Origin of the sequence: Ornithinimicrobium cryptoxanthini, assembly GCF_023923205.1 — a bacterium.
GTDB lineage: Bacteria > Actinomycetota > Actinomycetes > Actinomycetales > Dermatophilaceae > Ornithinicoccus > Ornithinicoccus cryptoxanthini.
Genome location: NZ_CP099490.1, coordinates 3,261,065 through 3,281,627 on the forward strand (window position 1 = coordinate 3,261,065; position 20,563 = coordinate 3,281,627).

General features: G+C 69.8%; 20 protein-coding genes and 3 tRNA genes. 19 read left to right on the forward strand and 4 right to left on the reverse strand.

The window, feature by feature from the left end:
- Nucleotides 1-47 precede the first annotated feature (47 nt).
- The 4 genes from NF557_RS14955 to NF557_RS14970 all read left to right on the forward strand — a co-directional run bounded on the left by NF557_RS14955 (nucleotide 48) and on the right by NF557_RS14970 (nucleotide 4,818).
- Nucleotides 48-794, forward strand: a complete 747-nt coding sequence (locus NF557_RS14955; protein WP_252620412.1) for a TetR/AcrR family transcriptional regulator — start codon at nucleotides 48-50, stop codon at nucleotides 792-794.
- Entirely contained in the window at nucleotides 791-1,762 is a 972-nt protein-coding gene (locus NF557_RS14960) for an ABC transporter ATP-binding protein (RefSeq protein ID WP_252620414.1), read from the forward strand. Before NF557_RS14955 ends, NF557_RS14960 begins: the two co-directional genes overlap by 4 nt.
- Nucleotides 1,759-3,405 (forward strand): ABC transporter permease, encoded by a 1,647-nt coding sequence (locus tag NF557_RS14965; RefSeq protein ID WP_252620416.1) that lies wholly within the window; start codon nucleotides 1,759-1,761, stop codon nucleotides 3,403-3,405. Before NF557_RS14960 ends, NF557_RS14965 begins: the two co-directional genes overlap by 4 nt.
- A gap of 171 nt (nucleotides 3,406-3,576) precedes the next feature.
- Nucleotides 3,577-4,818: an MFS transporter gene (locus tag NF557_RS14970; RefSeq protein ID WP_252620418.1), complete on the forward strand. Its 1,242-nt coding sequence runs from the start codon at nucleotides 3,577-3,579 to the stop codon at nucleotides 4,816-4,818.
- 142 nt (nucleotides 4,819-4,960) lie between these two features.
- On the opposite strand, the gene NF557_RS14975 is transcribed toward NF557_RS14970, so the two are convergent.
- Nucleotides 4,961-5,905, reverse strand: coding sequence for a GNAT family N-acetyltransferase (locus tag NF557_RS14975; protein ID WP_252620419.1), 945 nt, complete (start codon nucleotides 5,903-5,905; stop codon nucleotides 4,961-4,963).
- A gap of 84 nt (nucleotides 5,906-5,989) precedes the next feature.
- Between NF557_RS14975 and NF557_RS14980 the strand changes: the two genes are divergently transcribed.
- Entirely contained in the window at nucleotides 5,990-6,619 is a 630-nt protein-coding gene (locus NF557_RS14980) for a DUF2461 domain-containing protein (RefSeq protein WP_252620421.1), read from the forward strand.
- A gap of 102 nt (nucleotides 6,620-6,721) precedes the next feature.
- Here NF557_RS14980 and NF557_RS14985 read toward each other — a convergent pair whose 3' ends face one another.
- Entirely contained in the window at nucleotides 6,722-8,953 is a 2,232-nt protein-coding gene (locus NF557_RS14985) for an MMPL family transporter (protein WP_252620422.1), read from the reverse strand.
- A gap of 131 nt (nucleotides 8,954-9,084) precedes the next feature.
- On the opposite strand from NF557_RS14985, the gene NF557_RS14990 reads away from it, so the two are divergent.
- The 3 genes from NF557_RS14990 to NF557_RS15000 are packed head-to-tail and all read left to right on the forward strand — an operon-like array spanning nucleotide 9,085 to nucleotide 11,780.
- Nucleotides 9,085-10,389 carry a sensor histidine kinase gene (locus NF557_RS14990; protein ID WP_252620424.1) on the forward strand — a complete coding sequence of 435 codons (1,305 nt, stop codon included), beginning with the start codon at nucleotides 9,085-9,087 and terminating at the stop codon, nucleotides 10,387-10,389.
- Nucleotides 10,386-11,060, forward strand: coding sequence for a response regulator transcription factor (locus tag NF557_RS14995; RefSeq protein ID WP_252620426.1), 675 nt, complete (start codon nucleotides 10,386-10,388; stop codon nucleotides 11,058-11,060). Before NF557_RS14990 ends, NF557_RS14995 begins: the two co-directional genes overlap by 4 nt.
- 3 nt (nucleotides 11,061-11,063) lie before the next feature.
- Nucleotides 11,064-11,780, forward strand: coding sequence for a DUF4097 family beta strand repeat-containing protein (locus NF557_RS15000; RefSeq protein WP_252620428.1), 717 nt, complete (start codon nucleotides 11,064-11,066; stop codon nucleotides 11,778-11,780).
- A 31-nt stretch (nucleotides 11,781-11,811) separates the two neighbouring features.
- Here the strand turns inward: NF557_RS15000 and NF557_RS15005 are convergent, their stop codons facing one another.
- Nucleotides 11,812-12,273 carry a GNAT family N-acetyltransferase gene (locus tag NF557_RS15005; RefSeq protein ID WP_252620430.1) on the reverse strand — a complete coding sequence of 154 codons (462 nt, stop codon included), beginning with the start codon at nucleotides 12,271-12,273 and terminating at the stop codon, nucleotides 11,812-11,814.
- Nucleotides 12,274-12,364: 91 nt separating this feature from the next.
- Here NF557_RS15005 and NF557_RS15010 point away from each other — a divergent pair, with 91 nt between their 5' ends.
- The 3 genes from NF557_RS15010 (at nucleotide 12,365) to NF557_RS15020 (ending at nucleotide 13,727) form a co-directional block, all read left to right on the forward strand.
- On the forward strand, nucleotides 12,365-13,390 hold the full coding sequence (locus tag NF557_RS15010; RefSeq protein WP_252620431.1) for a PHP domain-containing protein: 1,026 nt from the start codon (nucleotides 12,365-12,367) through the stop codon (nucleotides 13,388-13,390).
- A 111-nt stretch (nucleotides 13,391-13,501) separates the two neighbouring features.
- A tRNA-Glu gene (locus NF557_RS15015) sits at nucleotides 13,502-13,574 on the forward strand.
- Nucleotides 13,575-13,653: 79 nt separating this feature from the next.
- A tRNA-Asp gene (locus NF557_RS15020) sits at nucleotides 13,654-13,727 on the forward strand.
- Between the two features lie 60 nt (nucleotides 13,728-13,787).
- Here NF557_RS15020 and NF557_RS15025 read toward each other — a convergent pair.
- Nucleotides 13,788-14,213 carry a transferase gene (locus NF557_RS15025; RefSeq protein ID WP_252620433.1) on the reverse strand — a complete coding sequence of 142 codons (426 nt, stop codon included), beginning with the start codon at nucleotides 14,211-14,213 and terminating at the stop codon, nucleotides 13,788-13,790.
- A gap of 173 nt (nucleotides 14,214-14,386) precedes the next feature.
- On the opposite strand from NF557_RS15025, the gene NF557_RS15030 reads away from it, so the two are divergent.
- The 8 genes from NF557_RS15030 (at nucleotide 14,387) to NF557_RS15070 (ending at nucleotide 20,549) form a co-directional block, all read left to right on the forward strand.
- Entirely contained in the window at nucleotides 14,387-15,160 is a 774-nt protein-coding gene (locus NF557_RS15030; protein WP_252620435.1) for a CHRD domain-containing protein, read from the forward strand.
- A gap of 39 nt (nucleotides 15,161-15,199) precedes the next feature.
- Entirely contained in the window at nucleotides 15,200-15,922 is a 723-nt protein-coding gene (locus NF557_RS15035) for a class F sortase (protein ID WP_252620437.1), read from the forward strand.
- Nucleotides 15,923-15,995: 73 nt separating this feature from the next.
- The gene (sigK, locus tag NF557_RS15040; RefSeq protein WP_252620439.1) at nucleotides 15,996-16,556 is read left to right on the forward strand and encodes an ECF RNA polymerase sigma factor SigK; all 561 of its coding nucleotides are present in this window, start codon (nucleotides 15,996-15,998) and stop codon (nucleotides 16,554-16,556) included.
- A complete protein-coding gene (locus tag NF557_RS15050) occupies nucleotides 16,553-17,434 on the forward strand; it encodes an anti-sigma factor (protein ID WP_280923968.1) in 882 nt (293 codons plus the stop codon). Before sigK ends, NF557_RS15050 begins: the two co-directional genes overlap by 4 nt.
- Before the next feature lie 137 nt (nucleotides 17,435-17,571).
- Nucleotides 17,572-17,648: transfer RNA gene (locus tag NF557_RS15055), tRNA-Phe, on the forward strand.
- A gap of 138 nt (nucleotides 17,649-17,786) precedes the next feature.
- Nucleotides 17,787-18,665, forward strand: coding sequence for an ABC transporter permease (locus NF557_RS15060; protein ID WP_252620441.1), 879 nt, complete (start codon nucleotides 17,787-17,789; stop codon nucleotides 18,663-18,665).
- A gap of 16 nt (nucleotides 18,666-18,681) precedes the next feature.
- Complete coding sequence (locus tag NF557_RS15065) at nucleotides 18,682-19,767, forward strand: taurine ABC transporter substrate-binding protein (protein WP_252620442.1); 1,086 nt, start codon at nucleotides 18,682-18,684, stop codon at nucleotides 19,765-19,767.
- Nucleotides 19,764-20,549, forward strand: a complete 786-nt coding sequence (locus tag NF557_RS15070; protein ID WP_252620444.1) for an ABC transporter ATP-binding protein — start codon at nucleotides 19,764-19,766, stop codon at nucleotides 20,547-20,549. The genes NF557_RS15065 and NF557_RS15070 overlap by 4 nt, the downstream gene beginning before the upstream one ends.
- Nucleotides 20,550-20,563: the final 14 nt, after the last annotated feature.

Here is a 20,563-nt window from a genome sequence, read left to right on the forward strand (position 1 = left end):
GACGCGCTAACGTGTCCTTCAACGGGCGTTGAATTGTCGAGGGACTGATGAACGCGAAGGATGCTCAGCCGGCCGAGGGCAGTCCAGCGCGCCGACCCACACCGGCCAGTCGTCGCCGGCAGAGTAGCCGACGTGGGCAGGCGGGCCGCCGGGCGGGACGCCCGGACACCAGGGCCGAGATCCTCGCTGCGGCTCTGAGCCTGTTTGCGGAGCGCGGCTACGCCGGCACCTCCATCCGTGCGGTCGCCGCCGGGGCCCGCGTGGACCCTGCGCTGGTGCACCACTACTTCGGCACCAAGGAGGGCCTGTTCCGCGCGACGCTGGACACCCCGATCAACCCCGAGGAGCTGGTGGGCAGGATCGTCGACGGCGACCCCGCGGGTGCCCCACGGCGGCTCGTGGAGACGTTCTTTGCCGTGTGGGACTCACCCGAGACCGGCCCGGCGATGGTGAGCTTCCTGCGCCGAGTCCTGGCAGACCAGCAGTCGGCGACACTCTTCCGGGACTTCATGGGTGCCACGCTGCTGCGCACTCTCGCCGAGAGGCTCGTCGAGGGGAGCGACCACCAGGTGGCAGCCGCTCGGGTGCAGCTGGCCGTGAGCCAGCTCGTCGGGCTGGTCATCATCCGCAAGGTGCTCGGGATGGAACCGCTCGCGAGCCTGACCTCCGCCCAGCTCACCGATGCCGTCACCCCCTCCGTCGCGCGCTACCTGCGAGGGGACAGTGCCGAGCTCGACCTGTTTGCCGTCGTCGAGCCCCCGCCCGCGCCCCCAGCAGGAGGTCAGCAGCCATGACCCAGACACCGGCCGCACCAGCACCTTCGAACGACCCCGCCACGAACGACCCCGCCACGGGGGACGTGGTGATCGAGACGATCGGGTTGGTCAAGACGTTTGGCTCGTTCACCGCGCTCGACGGCCTCGACCTGCAGGTCACCCGGGGTGAGGTCCACGGCTTCCTCGGCCCCAACGGCGCCGGCAAGTCCACCGCGATCCGGGTGCTGCTTGGCCTGTTGCGCGCGGACAGCGGCTCGGTCGAGCTCCTGGGTGGTGACCCGTGGCGCGATGTGGTCGCCCTCCACCAGCGCCTGGCCTATGTGCCCGGCGACGTGGTGCTCTGGCCGGGCCTGTCTGGCGGCGAGGCCATCGACCTGTTGGGCAACCTGCGCGGCGGCCTGGATCCCTCCAGGCGAGCCGACCTGATCGAGCGCTTCGAGCTGGACCCGACCAAGCGTGGGCGGCAGTACTCCAAGGGAAACCGCCAGAAGGTGGCGATCGTCGCCGCGCTGGCTGCCGACGTCGAGCTGCTCATCCTCGACGAACCCACCTCGGGGCTCGACCCACTGATGGAGGCGGTCTTCCAGGACGAGGTGGCGTCGGAGAAGGCCAGGGGGCGCACCATCTTGCTGTCGAGCCACATCATGTCCGAGGTCGAGGCGCTGGCCGACCGGGTCAGCATCATCCGCGAAGGCACCATCGTCCAGACCGGCACGCTGGCCGACCTGCGCGGGCAGACACGGGTCACCATCAGCGCGACGCTGGGCCGGCCGCCCGCCGACCTGAGCGCGCTCACCGTGCTCCAGGATGCGCACTTGGACGAGCACCGACGGCTCACCGGCACCGTCGACCCCGATCACATCAATGCCGCCATGGCCGCGCTGGTGCCGCACGAGATGTCGGCCCTGACGGTTGCGCCGGCCACCCTTGAAGATCTCTTCCTGCAGCAGTACTCGACCACCGAGGACACGCAGGACCGACCGTGAGCACCACCCACGCCACACGTCATACCCACCGCGCTCCCCCCGGGATGTCCCGGCCGGGCGCCGGACCCGCGACGAGGGCGCTGCTGAAGGTGACCATCCGTCAGGACGCTCACAACATCGCCCCGTGGGTCGTGCTCATCTCCGTGCTGTCCGCCTCCTCCGTCCTGATCTATGCCTGGATCTTCCCCGACGCTGCGGACCGCACCGCGCTGGCCACCGCGATGCGCGGCAACCCGGCCCTGTCCCTGATCTTCGGCCCGGCACGCGACCTGTCCACCAGCGACGGCTTCAATGCGTGGCGAGCCGGCCAGCTGGGTGCCTTCTTCGCCGGACTCATGACGATCCTGATCGTGATCCGCAACAGCCGGGCCGACGAGGACTCCGGTCGGGCCGAGCTCCTCGCCTCGGGAGTGCTCGCCCGCCAGTCCCGGCTCGCGGTCGCCGTCGCGATGGCCACGCTCGCGTCAGTCGCCCTGGGGGTGGTCTGCTTCGTGCTCACCGTCGCCTGCGGCGGCGGTCTGGCCGCCACGCTGGTGCTCTCCGCCACCTTCACCGCCTCGGGGCTGATGTTTGCCGGGGTCGCCGCGATCGCGGCCCAGCTCGGCTCCGAGGCGCGGACGGCCAGCAGCCTGGCGATCGCCACTCTCGCGGTCTGCTTCGTGGCGCGCGGCTACATCGACACCAGCGGCGGGGGCGACTGGATGACCTGGCTGACTCCCCTCGGGTGGTTGGCGCAGGCCCGACCCGCTACCGACAACAACCCGTGGCCGTTGCTGGTCGCGCTGGCGTTCGCGGTCGTCCTGATCGCGGTCGCGTTTGTGCTCCAGGGGCGCCGTGACTTCGGTCAGGGACTGCTCGCGGGCCGCCCGGGACCCGCCGAGGCCGGACTGGCCGGCACCGTGTGGGGGCTCGCCGTCAAGCTCCACCGCGGGGCCCTCCTCTCGTGGTCGATCGGACTGACCCTCCTTGGTCTGGTCCTGGGCAACCTGGCGTCCTCGGTGGGCGACGTCCTGGCCGACAACCCGGCGATGGCCGCCATCCTCGCTTCTGGCGCGGTCACGGTCAGTGACCTCACCTTCGCCTTCGTGATCACGATCCTGCAGCTCATCGCCATCATCGCCGCCGTGATGGGCGTGCAGATGATCCAGCGGGTGCACGCCGAGGAGATCGACCTCAGGGTCGAACCGTTGCTGGCAGGGTCACTGCACCGCTCGACATACCTGGCCAGCAATGTCGTTGTCGCCCTGGTCGGCTCGGGGATCGCCATGATGCTCGCCGGCACGGGCCTCGGGGTCGTGGCCTCGGCTGCGGACAGCTCGATCTCGATCGGCGAGGTGATCGGGCAGGCGCTCCTGATGATCCCCGGGGCCTGGGTGCTGGTCGCACTCGCCGTCGCCGCCGTCGGTGCAGCACCCGGCAAGCGACTGGTCGGGTGGCTCGGGATCGTGGCGACATTTGGCCTGACCATCCTCGGCCCGACCTTCCGCCTGCCTGACTGGGCCCTGAGCATCAGCCCGCTGCGCCACGTGCCTCATGTCTCTGCCGTCTCCCCCGAGTGGGCCGGGTTCGTCGTCCTGGTCGGTGTCGTCGTGGCGCTGCTCGCCGTCGGCTTCGTGGGCTTCCGCCACCGCGACGTGCTCTGAGGCCCGTCGGTGCCCTCAGCTGGGTGCCCGAGGCGACGCGGTGCGGTGACGCGTCTCACCGCAGATCCGGCTCATCGGTGCTGCTGATCCCGCTAGAATGGAGATGCACAGGGACTTGACGCGCCAGGGGTGGGATGGCGCGAGTTGCCTGAACCCACCCGGAGGCCCTGCTTGTCACCCGTCGCGTCCTATCGACGTCTCTTTGCCCTGACCGGCCCGTTGTATGTCGTCGTGGCCTTCCTCGGCCGCCTGCCCCTGGCGATGTCCCAGCTCGGGGCTCTCCTGCTCGTCTCCGGCGTGACGGGCTCCTACGGTGCCGGCGGTGCCGTCGCGGGAGCCCTCGCGGTGGCCAACGCCATCGCTGCCCCCATGGCAGGCGGCCTCACCGACCGCATCGGCCAGCGCCCCGTGCTCCTGGTCCAGTCCGTGGTCGGATCCCTGGGCCTGGTCTCCCTCGTCCTGCTCGCCAACGCCTACGAGCGCGGCACCGCCTGGTGGCCGCTGCTGATCGTGGCCGCAGTCGCCGGGGCGTTCACCCCGCAGATCGGCACGATGGCCCGGGTGCGCTGGCGTCCGATCAGCCGGCGCGCGGGGGTCGAACGCCGCGATGTGGTCGACGCCGCCTTCTCCTATGAGGGGGCCGCTGACGAGGCCTCGTTCGTGCTCGGACCCGCACTGGTCGGCGTGGTGGGCGCCCTCATCAACCCCGGTGCCGCGATCCTGGCTGCCGGCATCCTGCTCGCCGCGTTCGGCACCTGGTTTGCGCTGCACCCCACCTCAGGGCTCGTGGGGCGGCCGACCGCGCACACCACCGCCGACACCGGTCGGCTGTTGACGCCGTCCCTGCTCTTCCTCGCTGCCGTGCAGCTGTCCGTCGGCGTCATCTTCGGCTCGGTGCAGGCAGGCACCTCGGTCCTGGCGACCAACGCCGGAGAGCCCGGACTGACCGGCTTGTTCCATGCCCTGCTCGGCGTCGGGAGCGTGCTGGCCGGGCTCGCGGTCGTCGCGGTGCCCGACACCTATGCCTATGAGAGCCGGCTGCGCGTCTTCACCGTCGCACTGGCCGTGCTGGTGCTGCCGCTGCTGGCGGTGGACGGACTCGGGATGCTCACGATCGCCCTGCTCGTGCTGGGTGTCGCGATCGCCCCGACGATGATCACCACCTTCACGCTGGCTGAGCGGATCACGCCGGTGCGCCGGCTCGGTGCCGCCATGACGATCCTGGCTGCCACCACGGGTCTGGGTTATGCCGTCGGCTCCAGCGTCGCCGGCCGCCTCGCCGACTGGGGCGGTCACCAGCCGGCCTTCGTCGTCCCCGTCGTCGCCGCCTTCCTGGCCATGGCCCTCGCCCTCACCGGCGCCCGCACCCTCCGCGCGGCCCAGGGTCCCCCAATTTTCGTAGGGGTTTCGTAGGTCGATCCCGGAATTTTGCAGTGGTTTCGTAGGTCGCTCCCGTGATTTTGCAGTGGTTTCGTAGGTCAATCCCGTGATTTTGCAGTGGTTTCGCAGCTCCTCACGAACGGGTTCGAGGCGTTCCAGATCTCCCCAACATGGTTCAGCGACCTGCGACTGCCTCCATGTCGCGGACGTAGCGTGAGATCACCCGCACGGGCTGATAGCCGACGGAGAGATAGAGCCGGTCGGCGCCGGTCGGGCTGGTCGAGTCGACCTCGAGCTCGCTGATCCGATAACCGGCCGCGCGGGCGGCTCGCAATGAGCCCAGCAGGACGTCGTGGGCCAGGCCGCGACCGCGGGCCTCCCGGCGCGTGCCGACCAGCTCGACGTGGCTGACGCCCGGCTCGTGCTCGTTCGTGACGGCGTAGGCCAGCACCCGACCGTCCTCAACCGCGACGCGGCTCTGGTCCGGCCGTTGCGCAGACGACTTCCCCCAGAAGGCCCAGTGCTCGGCGGAGATGGGACTGAAGTTGCGGTGGTCGCGGAAGGCATCGTTGTGCGCGTCGCGGATCCCCTCCTCCAGTGATTGGTCCGGACGCACGGCGACCGAGTCACCTCCCGGGTCGACCCAGTCGGCCAGCTGCACCTGCATGGTGATGAAGTAGTTGTCGGGCGCATAGCCACGGTCCTCCAGCAACTGCTGCGACGACGACTCCGGCAGACCGCCGGAGGTGCGCAGCCGCAGCGCCTGGCCCGGGTGCCGCTCGCCCGCCAGACCGCTCGCTCGAGTCTCCAGCCGCGACAGCAGCTCGCTGCCCAGGCCCTGGCCGCGGTGGTCGGGGTGGACGGCGCCGTCCACGCTGACCATGGCCCGGCCCTCCACCAGCCCGTCGCGGGCAAACACGCTGCCCAGCGCCAGGAGCTCGCCGCCGTCCCAGGCACTGACCGTGTCGGTCGAGACGTCGAACCGAGGCACCTGGAACATCTCGGCGGTCGCCTCCTCGGTGGTGACCTGGCCGGTGCCATCGCGCACTGCCACCAGGTTGGTGAAGGTCACCACAGCGGAGACGTCAGCTGCGGTGAGAGCGCGCCAGGTCATCGACATGCACGCAATTCTGCACCGCCGTCCTTGATGTCGGCGAACGCCAGCCCTGCTGACCAGCCCAGCCCCCGGCATACGCTGGGAACCATGAGCTTCACCGGGATCCCGCACGATGCCGCCGACTTCTATGCGGAGCTGGAGCAGGACAACAGCACCGACTTCTGGCAGGCCCATAAGGACCGCTACGAGGCACGCGTGCGCGGCCCGCTGACCCAGCTGCTGGAGGAGGTGGAGGAGGAGTTCGGTCCCGCCAAGATCTTCCGGCCCCACCGCGACGTGCGGTTCTCTGCGGACAAGAGTCCCTATAAGACGCACCAGGGCGGCTATGTCGCCGCCGGCACCCGATCTGGTTGGTATGCCGAGGTGTCGGCTGACGGGTTCCGTCTCGGGGGTGGGTGCTATCACATGGACAGTGCTGTGCTGGCGTCCTACCGGTCGGCGGTCGACGGGCCACGCGGCAGGGAGCTGGAGCAGATCGTCGCGAGGCTGCGGGGGTCCGGGTGGGAGGTGGACGGCGACCAGCTCAAGACCGCACCGCGCGGGTGGAGCAGGGAACACGAACGCATCGGGCTGCTGCGCCACAAGACGCTGTCGGCGATGCGCTGGATCGAGGACGCCGACATCGTGACGACCGACGCGCTCGTGGAGCAGGTGCGGGCCGACTGGCGGGCCGTGCGGCCCCTGGTCGAGTGGCTCCGGCCCGTGACCGCCGCCTGACCCACGCCCGTAAACGCGCTTGTGTCATGCAGTGCCGGGGCTGGGACCCTGGCACTGCATGACATAGCGCCTGTGGCACCGCAGCGGGCGCGGCGCCGAACCTCAGTGGTGCAGTCGCGGGAGCCAGGTGGGGCCGGTGTGGGCTCGCTCGCCGAGCAGGGTGAGCACCGCGGGGAGCAGCACCCCGCGCACGACCGTGGCATCGATCAGCACCGCGACGGCCAGGCCCACGCCCAGTTGCTTCATCTCCAGCATCGACAACGTCCCGAAGATCGAGAACACCCCGATCATCACGGCCGCCGCAGCAGTGACGACGCCGGCCGAGCGGGCCACTCCGCGGCGGACCGCCAGCCGCGGCGAGTCCCCGGCGTCGAAGGCCTCGCGGACCCGGCTGGTGACAAAGATGTGATAGTCCATCGAGAGGCCAAAGAGCAGGACGAACAGCATCATCGGCAACCAGGAGGCGATCACTCCGGTCGAGGTGAAGTCGAGCAGCCCCTCGGCCCACGTGCCGCCGAAGACGAGCACGAGCGCTCCGTAGGCCGCTCCCACCGACAGCAGGTTCAACCCCACGGTGGCCAGCGCCAGGGCCGGTGACCCGAAGGACACCAGCATCACCAGCAGCGAGAGCGCCAGCACGAAACCGACGACCCAGGGCAGGCTGTCTTCCATCCAGTTCGTCAGGTCTACCACCGCTGCCTGCCCGCCCAGGTGCACGTCGGCCCCGGGCACGTCAGACAACTCGGCCCGCACCTGCGGGAGCAGTTCACCGCGCACCTGCTCGACGGTGGGCGCCATCGCGTCATCACTCGGGGTCACGTCGACCCCGAGGTTCCAGGTGCTGACCGTGCCGTCCGTGGACCGCACGACCTCATCGGCGGCTCCGGAGATGTGCGTGATGCTCTCTGCGTCAGCTGTCACCCCCAGCAGCGCTGCCTCGACGTCGTCCGCGGACTCCGCCGGGGCACGCACCACGACCTGCAGTGCGTCGGACTCGGCCGGGACCGCGGTCTGGAACTGGTGATAGGCCTGCACGCTCTTGAGGTCCTGCGGCAGGGCCTCGACGTTGCCGATGGCGGTCTTCATGCCCAGTGCCGGGGTGGCCAGGGCCACCAGCAGTCCACCCACGACGACGAGGGAGGCCAGCGGACGGCGGGTCACGACGCCAGCAAGGTGGCCCCAGAACGAGTTCTCCGAGCCGCGGCGGGCCTCCCGCCGACGGGTGAACGGCAGGCGGAGAGCGTCAACCTTGTCGCCGAGCAGGCCCAGCAGGGCGGGGAGCACGGTGACTGCGGCGATGACGGCCACGCCGACGACGAGCATGGCGCCCAGTCCGAGCGAGGTAAACATCCCGCCGGCCACGAGCATCCCCGACATCGCGATCACCACGGTGAGGCCGGAGATCAGCACCGCACGGCCAGCAGTGGCCCCGGCGATGCCGATCGAGTCCAGCACGGAGGCACCAGCACGTCGTTCCTCACGGGCACGCCGCAGGATCAGCAGCGCATAGTCGACACCGACCGCCAACCCGATCAACAGCACGATCGCCTGGCTGTTCTGGTCGACCGGCCGCCAGGTGGACACGATCGCCGTCAGACCGAGGGCGGCGGCGACGCTGCCGAGGCCGATCAGCAGCGGCACGCCGGCTGCCACGACGGCACCGAAGGCGAGCAGCAGGATGATCAGGGTGGCGGGGATCGCGAACAACTCGGCCCGCTGGAAGTCCTCGCCGACCGTGTCGTTCATCTCCTGGTCCAGTGACGTCTGGCCAAACTGGGAGATCGTGAGGTCGCCGTGGAGGGCCGCGAGGTCGTCGGTCGCCTGGAGTGAGCCGTCGATCTCGAGTGCGACGCCCTCGCCGTTATCGGTAAACTCCAGGGGCAGCACGATGCTGCCGTCCTGGCCGGCGAAGGTCTCTCCCACGGCGATGACGCCGGGAACGGTCTCATAGGTGGTGGCCAGCTCGGAGCCCAGCTCCGCGGCACGCTCTGGCGACAACGGACCCTCCGGGTCCGAGACGATGATGAACTCTGTCGGGACGTCCCCGAAGTCCGCCTCATCCAGGGTGTCGTAGGCCTCGGCAGAGTCGCCGACGAGCTGGTCGTTGATGTCCTGGGTGGTGATGCCGACTGTGCCGAGCAGGCCCACGCTGCCCAGCACCACGAGCAGGGCGGTGGCCGGCACGCTCCACCGGTGCCGGGCGCACCACAGCGCCAGTGGGCTGCGGGGCAGATCTGGGCGGTAGGCAAGCTCATCCGTCGCGGACGGCTGCCCGTGCTCCGGACCTTCGGGGGCAGTGGGACGCACCAACGCGTCGGTCGGGTTCTGGATCATGCCTCCAGCCTCTCGACCCGGCGACCTCTGCGCACTGGCGCGGACACCCGAATCACCGGGGGGATAACCCAACCCCAGGTTCGGTGGCTCACCCTCTGCCCCAGCCGATCCCACGGTCCTAGTGTTGAGGCATGCCCACCGCGCCGACACCCGCCCGCAGCCTGCTCAGGCAGTGGCTCCGGGGCTGGCGGCACGTCACCTTCCTGGTGCTCAACCTGCTGACCGGGCTCGTCGCGCTGGCTCTCATCGTGTGCATCATCGTCGGCGCGGTCCTGCTCGTGGCGGCCGGCGCGGGCGTGCTGCTGCTGTGGCCGGCGCTGTGGCTCGCGTGGCTGTTCGCCAAGGCTGAGATCGGCCGGCTTGAGGCCTTCACCGGGCGGCGCATCACACCGCACGTGTCCACCGGTCAGCCCCGGTGGGTCACCACGCTCGGGGTGAGCAGCGCTCACCGGCGCGCTGCGGCATACTCCGGCCTGCACGCCCTCTGGGGTCTGCTGACCGGGGGGCTGGTCAGCGCTCTCCTGGCCAACTGCCTCGCCCTCCTGGCCCTGCCGCTGTATGCCGGGCGCATACCGGAGGTCGGAGTGCACCTGCTCGGGGTGGTCCCGCTGCACTCGACGGCGGCGTGGGTGGGCGCCTGGGTCGTCGCACTGGTCGTGCTGCTCCTGCTCCCGCTTGCGGCCCGCCAGGTGACCCAGGTGGACACCCAGCTGGTGCGGTCGCTCCTCGGGCAGGACCCCGAGGAGGAGATCGCGCAACTCTCGGAGCGGGTCGAGACGCTGACCACCTCGCGGACGGAGACCGTCGACTCAGTGGAGTCCGAGCGGCGCCGCATCGAGCGGGACCTCCATGACGGCCCACAGCAGCGGCTGGTGGCCATCGCGATGGACCTGGGCATGGCCCGCGAGCGTCTCGCCCACGACCCCGAGGGAGCACGGGGGCTCCTCGACAAGGCCCACTTGGCGTCCAAGGAGGCGATCGTGGAGATGCGCCATGTCGCCCGGGGTATCACCCCACCGATCCTGGCCGATCGCGGTCTGGATGCAGCTGTCTCGGCCCTGGCTGCCCGCTCGGCTGTGCCCGTCACCGTCGAGGTCCGCGGCGTTGACCGCCTCGACCCCACGACGGAGGCGATCGGCTACTACTGCGTCTCCGAACTGCTCACCAACGTGGCCAAGCACTCGCAGGCCCGGCAGGCCACGGTGCGCCTCGACCTCCACAGGCACCTGTCCCCGCCCGCACTGCTCATCGAGGTTGAGGACGACGGTGTCGGCGGCGCCGACCCACGCGGCGGCACTGGCCTGGTCGGGCTGCGCCAGCGCGTGACATCGGTGGACGGCACCCTCGCGGTCCGCTCGCCTGCCGGCGGCCCGACCACCGTGGTGATCCAGCTGCCCGCTCGACCCGCCCCCACCACCCCCAAGGAGATCCGATGACAACACCGGTGCAGGTCGTGCTTGCCGAGGACTCGGCCCTGCTGCGCGAGGGCCTGGTGCGCCTGATCGGCGAGGGCGGCGGGTTCGAGGTGGTGGAGGCCTGTCCCGACGCCGTGACCTTCCTGGACGCCGTCGAGCGCCACCGTCCGGGCCTGGTCGTGGTCGACGTCCGGATGCCACCGACCTTCACCTCCGAGGGCATCGTCGCCGCCCTGACGGTCCGCGAGCGCTATCCGGACACGGCCGTGCTGGTGCTGAGCCAGTACGTCGAGGAGCAGTACGCCACCGAGCTGGTTGCCAGTCGCGCAGGGGGCATCGGCTACCTGCTCAAGGACCGGGTCGCTGACACCTCAGACTTCATCACAGCACTGCACGCGGTCTCCGGCGGCGGCACCGTCCTGGACCCCGAGGTCGTGCTGCAGCTGCTCTCGCGGGCTCGCAACACGGACCCGCTCGAGCGGCTCACGCCCCGGGAGCGGGAGGTGCTCGGCCTGATGGCCGAGGGCCGCACCAATGCCGCCATCGCCCAGAGCCTGTTCATCGGCGCTGGCGCCGTGGAGAAGAACGTCTCCTCCATCTTCACCAAGCTCGACCTGCCACCGACCGATCAGGACCACCGCAGGGTGCTAGCGGTCCTGCGGTGGCTCGACCACGGCTCAACCAAGGAGTAGGTCATGACCGCCTCAACCAAGCGTGCGATCGTCCTCGCTGGGAGCGCCGTCGCAGTGCTGATCGTGCTCGCTCTGGCCGTCCCCGCCGTCGGCCGCATCATCCAGACCACCGAGCAGGCTTCCCACGACCTGCCCGTGGGCATCGTCAGCCTCACCGTCGACGGTGACGTCGGTGACGTCGCGATCAGGGTGGCCGGACCCGGTGAGGAGCCGGGAGCCGTGGCGACCGTCCGTTCCGGCGTCACCGAGCCCACCGTGGAGGCTGTGGTGAGCGGCGACGCCGCGGTGCTGTCGGACACGTGCCCGAACAGCTGGTGGGACAACTGCTCCGTCGAGTGGGCGGTCGTCGTGCCGGCTGGGACGGGAGTCACGGTGGAGCACTCCGTCGGCGACATCACCGTGGTCGAGGTCACCGGCGCCGTCTCGCTCAGTTCGGACGTCGGTGACATCACCGCGACCGGTCTCGGCAGCGATACCGTGCGGGCCCACAGCGACGTCGGCGACGTTGTCCTGGACCTGGTGTCCCCACCTGAGGACCTGCAGGTCAGCTCGTCGACTGGTGACGTGAGAGTGACCGTGCCAGACGATGGCACGAGCTACCGCGTCCTGGCCGAGACCACGATCGGCCAGCTCACCAACACGATCGGGTCCGACAACAGCCAGAGTCGGATCATCGACGTCCGCACGTCGGTCGGGGACATCAGCCTGCACCGCGGCTAGGCGCGCCGTGGCGAGCATCACCCGACGCTCCTCATCCCGAGTTAGCCGCCCTCGCGGGTGCTTCCCGGATCATCGGCAGGTGCATGATCCCGTCCTCGTCATAGTCCGGGCCGGAGCGCGCGAAGCCGAGCCGGGCATACCACTGCTCCAACTGGACCTGTGCGCCGATCTCGGTGCGGCGGTTGCCAATTCGCTCCAGCGCCAGGGCGACCAACTGCGCCGCATAACCGTGTCCCCGATGACCTTCTGCCGTCACGACCCGCCCGACTCGGGCCCGGTCGCGATCGTCCAGCACCCGGACATAGGCCGCCACCTCCCCGTCCACGTCCACCCACAGGTGCTCCGTGGTCGGCTCGTCGTCGCGGCCGTCCAGCTCGGGATAGGCACAGTCCTGCTCGACCACGAAGACGTCGACGCGCAGCCGCAGCACGGCATACAGCTGGGCGGTGGTCAGGTCGGCGAACGAGGCGACCCGGAGCTGTGGTTCGGTCATCAATCCAGAGTATGCCGCGCGGTCGCCTCCGACGGCTCTAGGGCGGGCCCACTGGGCCGAACATCTTGCTGCGGTGAACTACCGTCGGACCATGAGCATCGAGCCGGTGGACGCCCTGCGGCGGATCGCCTTCCTGCTGGAGCGCAGCCGTGCCTCGACCTATCGGGTGAAGGCCTATCGGCAGGCTGCGGACACCCTGCTGGCCATCCCCGAGAAGGAGGTCCGGGAGCGGGTGCGCCACGGCACGCTGAAACAGCTGGAGGGCATCGGTCCGTCCACCGCCGCAGTCATCGAGCAGGCCGCGGCCGGGCAGGTGCCGACCAAGCTCGCCGACCTGGAGGCGAAGGTCGGCGGTCCGCTCGTCGAGGGCGGCGAGCAGGTGCGGGCCCAGCTGCGCGGCGACCTGCACAGCCACTCCGACTGGTCCGACGGCGGATCCCCCATCCAGGAGATGGTGGCGACGGCGATGGAGATCGGGCACGACTATCTCGCGCTGACCGACCACTCGCCACGGCTGACCGTTGCCAACGGCCTCACTGCCGCCCGGCTCATCCAGCAGCTAAAAGTCGTCGATGCGATCAATGCCGCGGTCGGAGAAGACTTCCGGCTGCTCAAGGCGATCGAGGTCGACATACTCGACGACGGGTCCCTGGACCAGACCGACGAGCTCCTCGACCAGCTCGATGTGCGGGTCGCCTCGGTGCACTCCAAGCTCAAGATGGAGTCCTCGGCCATGACCCGGCGCATGGTGGCGGCCGTGCGCAACCCGCGGACCAACATCCTCGGGCACTGCACAGGTCGGTTGGTGACCGGTGACCGCGGCACGCGAGCGGAGAGCACCTTCGACGCGAGCGCGGTCTTCGCAGCCTGCGTCGAGAGCAATACGGCCGTGGAGATCAACAGCCGCCCCGAGCGCAGCGACCCACCCGATGACCTGCTCACCCTCGCGATCGGGTCCGGGTGCCTGTTCTCGATCAACACCGACGCGCACGCCCCGGGCCAGCTCGACTTCCAGGCCTACGGCTGTGAACGCGCGGAACGACTGGGCGTGCCCGTCGAGCGGATCGTCAACTCCTGGCCCCTGGAGCAGCTCCTCGAGTGGACCTCGGCCCCCTGAACCTGGTCACAGATGACCCCGTTTTGGCGGCAGCTGGATCCGTCACGTATGCTCTGTCACTGTCCTCGACGGATCCGAGCTGCGCTTGGCGGCGAGGGGGCGGCAGGACGGGTCCCCATCGTCTAGCGGCCTAGGACTCCGCCCTTTCACGGCGGCAACACGGGTTCGAATCCCGTTGGGGATGCGTGGTCTTGTGACCATCCGGTCTTCGGACCGAGCACGACAAGGTAGCCTTCGGGCCACAGCATGAAGGCCTGTCACCAGGCCCCGTAGCGCAGTTGGTTAGCGCGCCGCCCTGTCACGGCGGAGGTCGCGGGTTCGAGTCCCGTCGGGGTCGCAGTATGGCGCCGTCACCCAGTGTGGGTGACGGCGCCTTTTGTGTGTGGCCCAGCCGGCGTCAGGCTGCGGAGCTCTCCTGCTGGACGCTCTCCCGCTGGACCCGACCGAGCACTGCCCGGGCCGAGACCTTCTCGTCGGCGTCCACGCGCTGGAAGTCGCCCACCCGCGCGTGGTCACCGATGCTCACGCGCATGCCAAGACGGGCGCCACGGCCCAGCTCAGCCGCACGACCCACGCGCGCGTTGGTGCCGACGACCGCGTCCGGGCCGACGACCGCATCCGCATCGACCCATGCGCCGGAGCTGATCCGGGCGCCGCGCGCCACGTGCGCACCCGGGTCGACATAGGCCGAGGCGTGCACGAAGGCACCGGGGTCGACCACAGCACCGTCGGCGACCATGCCGCCACCGAGCACGTGCGGGTAGTACCGCAGCGGCTTGCCGGGCACTTCTTCGATTTCGACGAACTTTCTGCGCCTGCTCATGCTCATCCTTCCGAGGGAAAGTAGTGAGGGGTTGACGCCCGGATCACACGATCCAGGCGCACTAGCACAAACGTCGCTGGGCGCCGCAGTGTTCCCGCCTTTCCCGTCAGCACCAATCCAATGGAGCGAGGGTGGCGAATCAGCCATGACAGACCATCAACGAAGGAGATGTCATGCGCACCACCCGAACCCGACTCGCCCCCCTCGCCATTGCCGCCCTGGTCGGCCTGCCGTTCCTCGCGGCAGCACCTGCCTCGGCCGACGACCACTCAGGCACGGAGCTGTCCGGCACCCTGACCGAGCTGAACGACTCCGGGGCTTCAGGCACCGCCTGGGGCATGCTCGAGGGCAACGAGCTGCACGTCATCCTGGAGACGCAGGGGCTGCTCGACGGCGCCCCGCACGCCCAGCACATCCACATCGGCGGCATGAACATGTGCCCCGGTGCGGACGTGGAGGGCACCGGCCCCAACGGGGAGCTGCAGACCTCTGACGGTGTGCCGTCCTACGGCGGTGTCGCCCTGAGCCTGACCAACGAGCCCGGCATGACGAGCGGGGAGCACGCGCTGGACGTCGCGAACTTCCCGGCCATGGGCAGCTACACCTACGAGCGCACCATCGAGGTGGACGACGCCACGGCAGCCGACATCGCCGAGGGCAACGGTGTGGTCGTCGTGCACGGGGTCGACCACAACGGCAGCGGCACCTACGACGGTGACGCCATGTCTGACCTGGACCCGGCACTGCCGGCCGAGGCCACCAACCCCGCCCTGTGCGGCGTCTTCGAGGTCGCCCAGATGTCGATGCCCGAGGACGGCGTCGCCACCGGAGGTGCCAGCACGGCTGGCACCGAGCACACCGGCATCCTCGCCCTGGGTGCGCTGACCCTGGCCGTCGGTGGCCTGGGCCTGGCCGGCACCCGTCGGCGCGCCGGTGAGCGCGGCTGACCGATGAGCTCAGCAACACCTGGGGGCCGCGGACGCCGTATGACGTTCGCGGCCTTCGGGCTGCTCCTGGCCGTGGGCGTCGGACTCCTCTGGTGGGCCACCAGCAACCAGGTCGGTGAGCCACCCACACCGGCGAGCGCCCGGCATACGGCCCAGACAACACCGGACAGCAGCCCCCCACCCTCTGGCAGCGAGGCTGCGCCGTCGACCGACACCTCTGCCAGGACCACCAGCCCTCCTGGGGCCGCGGACACCGCAGGGGAGTCCGCATCCCCAGGAGCCAGCCCCGACACGGCCGAGGCGCTCCCGGCCTCAGAGCCGGTGCGGGTCAGCATCCCCTCGATCGACGTGGAGAGCCCGCTGCACGCACTGGGTCTGGCTGACGACGGCACCCTGGAGGTCCCCAGCGGCGAGCGCTACGACGAAGCCGCGTGGTACTCCGGCTCCCCCACCCCCGGTGAGGCCGGACCCGCGGTCATCGAGGGGCACGTCACGAGCCAGGGGTCGGTGCCGAGCGTGTTCTTCGAGCTCGGTGCCCTCGAGACCGGCGACCTGGTCGAGGTCGAGCGCGAGGACGGCACGACGGCCACATTCGAGGTCTATGGCGCGCAGAGCTTCCCCAAGGACGAGTTCCCCAAGGCGACGGTCTATGGCAACACCGAGGGTCCGGAGCTGCGCCTGATCACCTGCGGCGGGACCTACGACCCGGCGCGTCGGGCGCACCTGGACAACATCGTCGTGTTTGCCCGGATGGTGCCGTGACCGAGGGAGCCGAGGCGGTCATCGGCCACTCTTCCGAGCGGCCGGAGCAGTCCCGTTAGTGCATGATGGGCCGGTGACGGATGACCCCGGGCGGGACCTGTCCCGGCTGCTGACGGCCTCAGCGTCAGGAGACCAGGACAGTTTCGCGGCGCTCTATGACGCCACGGCTCCGCGGGTCCTGGGCCTGGTGCTGCGGGTCCTGCGGGACCGGGCTCAGGCGGAGGAGGTCACCCAGGAGGTCTTCCTGCAGGTATGGCGCACGGCTGGGTCGTTCGACTCCTCCCGCGGGAGCGCCCTGGGCTGGCTCCTGACGCTGGCGCACCGACGGGCGGTGGACCGGGTCCGGTCGGTGGTCGCCCAATCCAGGAGGGACGTCGCCTACGAATCACAGAGCGTCACCACACCGTTCGACAGCACCGCCGAGATCGCTGAGGGACGGTTGGAGGCCACCGAGGTGCATGTTGCTCTCGGGGCGCTGACCGCGACCCAGCGGTCGGCGGTCGAGCTCGCCTTCTTTGACGGGCTGACGCACAGCGAGGTCTCGGAGAGACTGGGCGTGCCGCTCGGCACGGCCAAGACGAGGATCAGGGACGGCCTGAGACGGATGCGCAACGAGTTGGGAGGTGCACGGTGAGCCAGCGCGACGACAACGAGCGCGACGACAACCTGGGCCCGCGTCGGGGCGATGCGGCAGACCCCGTCGGCCTCCCCGACCCGCACGACCTGGCAGCTGCCTATGCCCTTGACGCGGTCGACGACGCCGAGCGCGCCGCCTTCGAGGCACACCTGGAGGGGTGTCCGGACTGCCGGCGGGAGGTCGCCGAGCTCACCGAGACAGCGCTGGCGCTCAGCGACGGCCTCGAGGTGGAGCCTGCGCCCGCGCTGCGCGAGCAGCTGCTCGCGCAGGTCGCCGTCACCCCGCAGGACGCCCCCACCTCGCAGGACGCCCCCACCTCGCAGGACGCCGTCACCTCGCGGGACGCCGTCGCCACGCAGGACGCCGTCACCTCGCAGGACGGCAGGCCTGACGAGCTTGCCGACCGCCGGGCCGCACGGCACCGCGCCCCCGGGCGGTTCAGCCGGTGGGTCCTGGCCGGTGCTGCGGCGGCTGCCGTCGCCGTCGGCGCCATCGCAGTCACCCAGTGGCCGGACGACGCGTCGGACCCCTCGATCGTGGCGGTGCAGGAGGTCCTGGACGCCCCCGACGCGGTCCGGGCCTCAGGGTCGGTCGACGGTGCCACGGTCACGGTCGTGACGGCATACTCGATCGATCGGTCCGTCGTGGTGACCGAGGGCCTGGCGGACGCGCCCGAGGGGCAGGACTATCAGCTGTGGTTCGTGGGCGGGGACGGCGCTGCGGTGTCGGCCGGGCTGCTGCCGCGCGACGACGACCAGTTCCTGCTCGAGGGCGACCCCGGGGAGGCGGTTGCCGTCGGGATCACGCTCGAGCCCGCTGGAGGCTCCGAGCAGCCTACGAGCGACCCGCTGGTGGCGGTCCCGCTCGAGGGTTAGCGTCAGACGCAGGTCGGCGTCCTCCCCGTGGCCCTGTTCTTGCACCGGACTGACCGCTGGGATCAGGTATAGTGAACCCGCGCCGGAGCGATCCGGCGTCCTGTCTGCGCAGGTCAGATCTCTGTCAGCGCAGACCCGGCCAGGTAGCTCAGTTGGTACGAGCGTCCGACTGAAAATCGGAAGGTCGGCGGTTCGACCCCGCCCCTGGCCACCACCACGCCTCGCGCAACAGCCGCAGGTCGCACGCCGCGATCTGCGGCCTTTGTGTCGCTGGCAGATCCAGCCGTTAGGCTGCACCGACGAAAATGCGCAGTCTGCGCATGGCGATATCACGGACGGACACCTCACTCTGATGGGCAACCCACCCGCTCCGGCCGACCACCTGGGCCAGTCGCTCAAGGTCGTGGCCGATCACAAGCGCTCGCGCAGGACCCGGCGGTTCCGCAAGCTCGCGCTCAGCGCGGTGGTGCTCGTGGTGTTCATCGCGATCTGGTGGTTGGTCACTGCGGCGGGCTGGATCAAGCCGCTCTATCTCCCCAGCCCGAAGGCCGTCTGGGACGCCTTCGTCCAGTCAAACTCGTGCCGGACCGTGGGGGCCGACCGCACTGTCTGCGGCGAGCAGAACTACTACATGTGGGAGCACCTGCTCGCCTCGCTGCAACGGATCAGTGTCGGCGTGGGCGTGGCCATCATCCTCGGTCCGATCGTCGGCTTCCTGATGGCCAGCATCCAGTGGCTCAACGACGCGCTGGAGCCCTACCTCAACTTCCTGCGCTCGCTGCCGCCGCTGGGCTACATCGGGCTGCTCCTCGTCTGGTTCGGCATCGGCAACACCTCGAAATACTGGCTGCTCTTCCTCGCCGCCTTCCCGCCCATCGTCATCGCCACGATCAACGGGGTGCGGGGGGTGCGCCAGGACAGCATCCACGCCGCACGGTCCATGGGCGCCAGTCACTGGCAGGTAGGACGTTATGTGGTCCTGCCCTCGACCCTGCCGGAGCTGATCGGCGGCATCCGGATCGCGGTCGGCTTTGCCTGGACCACCGTCGTCGCCGCCGAGCTCAATGCCGGCATCCCCGGGATCGGCGGGCTCGCCTATGTCTCGGGCCAGCAGCTGCACACCGCCCTGACCATCGCCTGCATCATCGTCATCGGGCTGGCAGCCGTCGCCCTCGACGCCATCATCAAACACCTGGGGACCATGCTGGTGCCCTGGTATGGCAAAGCGTGACCCAAGGAGAAGACCTATGACTCAGTCCCGTTCCCGCACCGCACGCTCGGCCGTCCTGGCTGGCGTGGGCATCGCCGCGCTCGCCCTGACCGGCTGCGTCGATGACAACCGGACCAGCAACCCCGACAGCGAGCAGGGTGCCGGCGGGGCCGAGTGCCCCGTAGAGGTCAACGAGGATGTCGAGACGGCGGTGCGCATCGCCTATCAGCCGATCCCCAACGGTGACCTGATCGTGCGCGACCACGGGTGGCTCGAGAGCTGCCTGCCCAACGCGGACATCACCTGGTCCAAGTTCGCCTCCGGCGGCGAGGTCATCCAGGCCTTCGGGTCCGGCTCCGTCGACCTCGGGCTCGTCGGCTCGAGCCCGGCGACCAAGGCCGTATCCCCGCCCGTCAGCGTCGACATGCAGGTCATCTGGATCCACGACGTGATCGGGGACGCGGAGTCGCTGGTCGTCCAGGAGGGCGCCGGCGAGAGCCTGGCTGATTTGGAGGGCAAGAAGGTCGCCGTGCCGTTCGCCTCGACCGCCCACTACTCCCTGCTCGCGGCCCTCGAGCGCGAGGGAATGACCGCCACCGACCTGGATCTGATCAACCTCTCCCCCGACGCCATGCTGGCCGCCTGGGAACGCCAGGAGATCGACGCCGCCTGGGTGTGGGCCCCGACGCTGCCGGTGCTCGTCGAGACCGGCACCATCATCCTGTCGGCCAAGGACACAGCCGAGGCAGGAGCACCGACCTTCGACCTGGCCGGCGCCACGACCGAGTTCGTGGAGACCAACCCCGAGTTCATGCAGGTGTGGACGGCAGTGCAGAACGAGGCGGTCACGATGATCAAGGACGACCCGGAGGCAGCTGCCGCCTCGATCGCGGTCCAGCTCGGCATCTCCCCCGAGGAGGTCACCGCCCAGCTGGGCGGTTACACCTACCTCGACGCTGCAGAGCAGGCCGGCGACGACTACTTCGGTGGCCAGCTCGCCCAGGACCTGATCAACACCGCAGACTTCCTCGTCACCCAGGACGAGATCGACGAGGTCAACACCGCAGAGGCCTACGAGGCGGCGATCTATCGCGACTCCATCGACCAGGTCGCCGGGCAGTGAGCTTCTCGCTGGAGCGGATCTCCCAGCGCTATCTCACCGACAGCGGGGAGATCGTCCACGCCGTGGAGGACACCACGATCGAGGTGGACACCGGCCAGTTCGTCTGCGTCGTGGGGCCGTCCGGCTGCGGCAAGACCACCTTGCTCAAGATCCTCGCGGGCTTCCTGGAGCCCACCGGAGGCGTGGCCCGGGCCAACGGCGTCCCGATCAAGGGGCCGTCCTGGGAGCGGGGCGTCGTCTTCCAGGCAGCCAACCTCTATCCCTGGCTGACCGCGCGCAAGAATGTCGAGCTGGGGTTGAAGTTCCGCGGCGTCGCCGCGGACATCCGCGCCAGCACCGCCGAGGCGTGCCTGGACCTGGTGGGGCTGGGCGGCTTCGAGGACAAGAAGCCCTATGAGCTGTCCGGCGGCATGCAGCAGCGCACGCAGATCGCCCGGGTCCTGGCCAATGACCCCGAGATCATCCTGATGGACGAACCGTTCGGCGCACTCGACGCGCTGACCCGCGAGCGCCTCCAGATGGACCTGCTGAAGATCTCCCGCGAGCGCCGCAAGACGGTCTTCTTCATCACGCACAGCGTGGAGGAGGCGATCATCCTCGGCGACCGGGTGCTCGTCATGAGTCCCCGCCCCGGCCGCGTTGTGCTGGACGAGAAGGTCGAGATCTCCAAAAAGTACGGCCGCCTCCTCGACGGCAAGGAGCTTCGCTCGACCCCGGAGTTCACGCAGCTGCGCGACCAGATCAGCGACACCATCTATGCCGGTCAGGCGTCAGCCGACTAACCTCCGATCGGCTC

What these genes read in the sequence shown, in the direction of transcription:
- NF557_RS15035 (WP_252620437.1), top strand. Translation starts at nt 15,200, where the DNA reads ATGACGTTCGCGGCCTTCGGGCTGCTCCTGGCCGTGGGCGTCGGACTC.
- NF557_RS14995 (WP_252620426.1), top strand. Translation starts at nt 10,386, where the DNA reads ATGACAACACCGGTGCAGGTCGTGCTTGCCGAGGACTCGGCCCTGCTG.
- NF557_RS15065 (WP_252620442.1), top strand. Translation starts at nt 18,682, where the DNA reads ATGACTCAGTCCCGTTCCCGCACCGCACGCTCGGCCGTCCTGGCTGGC.
- NF557_RS15010 (WP_252620431.1), top strand. Translation starts at nt 12,365, where the DNA reads ATGAGCATCGAGCCGGTGGACGCCCTGCGGCGGATCGCCTTCCTGCTG.
- NF557_RS15025 (WP_252620433.1), bottom strand. Translation starts at nt 14,213, where the DNA reads ATGAGCAGGCGCAGAAAGTTCGTCGAAATCGAAGAAGTGCCCGGCAAG.
- NF557_RS15060 (WP_252620441.1), top strand. Translation starts at nt 17,787, where the DNA reads ATGGGCAACCCACCCGCTCCGGCCGACCACCTGGGCCAGTCGCTCAAG.
- NF557_RS14990 (WP_252620424.1), top strand. Translation starts at nt 9,085, where the DNA reads ATGCCCACCGCGCCGACACCCGCCCGCAGCCTGCTCAGGCAGTGGCTC.
- NF557_RS15005 (WP_252620430.1), bottom strand. Translation starts at nt 12,273, where the DNA reads ATGACCGAACCACAGCTCCGGGTCGCCTCGTTCGCCGACCTGACCACC.
- NF557_RS14980 (WP_252620421.1), top strand. Translation starts at nt 5,990, where the DNA reads ATGAGCTTCACCGGGATCCCGCACGATGCCGCCGACTTCTATGCGGAG.
- NF557_RS15000 (WP_252620428.1), top strand. Translation starts at nt 11,064, where the DNA reads ATGACCGCCTCAACCAAGCGTGCGATCGTCCTCGCTGGGAGCGCCGTC.
- NF557_RS14960 (WP_252620414.1), top strand. Translation starts at nt 791, where the DNA reads ATGACCCAGACACCGGCCGCACCAGCACCTTCGAACGACCCCGCCACG.
- NF557_RS15030 (WP_252620435.1), top strand. Translation starts at nt 14,387, where the DNA reads ATGCGCACCACCCGAACCCGACTCGCCCCCCTCGCCATTGCCGCCCTG.
- NF557_RS14975 (WP_252620419.1), bottom strand. Translation starts at nt 5,905, where the DNA reads ATGTCGATGACCTGGCGCGCTCTCACCGCAGCTGACGTCTCCGCTGTG.
- NF557_RS14955 (WP_252620412.1), top strand. Translation starts at nt 48, where the DNA reads ATGAACGCGAAGGATGCTCAGCCGGCCGAGGGCAGTCCAGCGCGCCGA.
- NF557_RS14985 (WP_252620422.1), bottom strand. Translation starts at nt 8,953, where the DNA reads ATGATCCAGAACCCGACCGACGCGTTGGTGCGTCCCACTGCCCCCGAA.